Annotated in this window: 2 protein-coding genes; one reads left to right on the top strand and one right to left on the bottom strand. The window is 70.4% G+C overall.

Annotated features, from left to right (window positions below; all coding sequences use genetic code 11):
- The coding region (locus RTM68_RS18430) for a PucR family transcriptional regulator ligand-binding domain-containing protein (RefSeq protein WP_312173763.1) at positions 1-1,023 on the bottom strand (1,023 nt) is incomplete at its 3' end.
- Positions 1,024-1,121: 98 nt separating this feature from the next.
- On the opposite strand from RTM68_RS18430, the gene RTM68_RS18425 reads away from it, so the two are divergent.
- Positions 1,122-2,108: aldehyde dehydrogenase family protein (locus RTM68_RS18425; RefSeq protein ID WP_312173762.1), on the top strand; the 987-nt coding region annotated here is incomplete at its 3' end.

Here is a 2,108-nt window from a genome sequence, read left to right as displayed (position 1 = left end):
GTCGCCGTCGACGCGGGAGGCCATCACCGCGAACCCCGCCTGCCGGGCCCGATAGGCGAGCTCGCTGACCGACGCACTGCCTCGCGCGACGAGACCGTGACAGTGACGCCCGGCCAGCGCGAAGCCTCCCGCACGCAACCGCGCGTCGATGTCCTCGGCTCTCGCGAAGCGCGCACCGAGCAGGTCGTCGATCACGGCTCGCTGGGCGAGCAGCGACCATTCGGCGTCGCCACCGTCGGCGATGCAGCCGAAGGCGAGGGCCGTCGCTCCCTGTTCGAGTACCGTGGACCGCCCGGCCGGGTGCGCCGGCCCATGAAGAGCGACGAGCGTGCCCCATAGCACTCCCCTGGCCTGCACGGGCACGCGCTCGGCAGCACCACGTCGATCGAGCACCTCGGCGATCGGCATGCCCAGCCCCTCGGTCGCGATCACCTCGCCCGCGAGATTCTCGAGGATCACCGGAGCGCCGAGCGCTCGGGCGGTCTCCGACACCACGACGTCGGCCGGAGCGCCCTGCAGGCTCAGCGTCGTGAAGAGCTCGTGCAGGTGCTGTCGCTGATGCAGGGCGTCGGTCTGGGCCGCGATCAGCGCGTGGTGCACGGCCTCGGTCACGGCGACGAACTTGACCTCGTGTGTGAGGGCGATGAGCGCCAGACCCACCGTGGCGCAGACATCGACCACCGGCTGCGGCACCGTCTGACGGGCGGTCTTCAGCTCGAACACGATCCCGGCGATGCCCGCCCGATGCAGGCTCGACGCGAAGGCCCGCAGCTCGTCATCGTCGACCGGCCACCCCGCTCCCGTGGTCAGCAGCAGCTCGCCGCCGTCGAGCAGCCGCGCGACGCCCGCACTGTCGGAGACGTGCACCCAGCGCACGGCCGCGTCGAGGGCGGCGCCACCGACGAGCACCTCGGGCTCGCCCTGCTGCACGGCAGTCTCTGCGAGCACGTCAGCGACTGTCACGAAGATCGATCCGGTCGGACGATCTGTCCGAAGGTCGGCGATGTCGCGACGTTCTGACACGGGTGAGGCTCCTCGCGCTCTGTGATCATGGGAGGAAGCCAGCGTATCGCCCCTCGGTCAGAGTGTTCGATACGGATCTCACACCCCGAAGGAGTCCTGTGGACATCGTCCGTCACCTCATCAACGGAGCAGACACCGCCGACGCAGCGCGCACGGGACAGGTCTTCGACCCGGCCACAGGTCAGGTCACGAAGCGGGTCGCCTTCGCGTCGACCGCCGAGGTCGACCAGGCGATCGCCGCCGCGGCATCCGCTCTGCCTACCTGGCGCGAGACGAGCCTCATCAAGCGCGCCGACGTGTTCTTCCGTCTGCGCCAGCTGCTCAAGGAGCGCACGCCCGAGCTCGCGGCGATCGTCACCTCCGAGCACGGCAAGGTGCTCTCGGATGCCGCAGGCGAGGTCTCGCGCGGCATCGAGAACGTCGAGTTCGCCGCCGGCCTCGTGCATCTGCTCAAGGGCGAGCGCAGCGAGCAGGTCTCGCGCGGCGTCGACGTGCACTCGGTCAAGCAGCCCGTCGGCGTCGTCGCCGCGATCACCCCCTTCAACTTCCCCGTGATGGTGCCGCTGTGGATGGTCGCCTCGGCGATCGCGTGCGGCAACACCGTGGTGCTCAAGCCCAGCGAGAAGGACCCGTCGGCCGCGGTCTGGCTCGCGAAGCTCTTCCAGGAGGCGGGTCTTCCCGACGGCGTGCTCAACGTCGTGCACGGCGACAAGGAGGCCGTCGACGCGCTGCTCGAGTCGCCGCGCGTGAACGCGATCAGCTTCGTCGGCTCGACGCCGATCGCCCGCTCGATCTATCAGCGCGCCTCGGCTGCGGGCAAGCGCGTGCAGGCGCTCGGCGGAGCGAAGAACCACATGGTCGTGATGCCGGATGCCGACATCGACGCCGCGGCCGACGCGGCGGTCTCGGCCGCCTACGGTTCGGCCGGAGAGCGGTGCATGGCCGTGTCAGTGCTGGTCGCGGTCGGCGACATCGCCGACGACCTGGTCGCAGCGATCGCCTCGCGCATCGATGGCCTGACTATCGGCGCCGGCACGGATGCCGCGAGCGAGATGGGCCCGCTGATCACGCGCGAGCACCGCGAC

Origin of the sequence: Microbacterium sp. (assembly GCF_031988965.1) — a bacterium.
In the GTDB taxonomy this organism is placed as follows: Bacteria; Actinomycetota; Actinomycetes; order Actinomycetales; family Microbacteriaceae; genus Microbacterium.
This window is presented reverse-complemented; position numbering and strand designations above follow the sequence as displayed.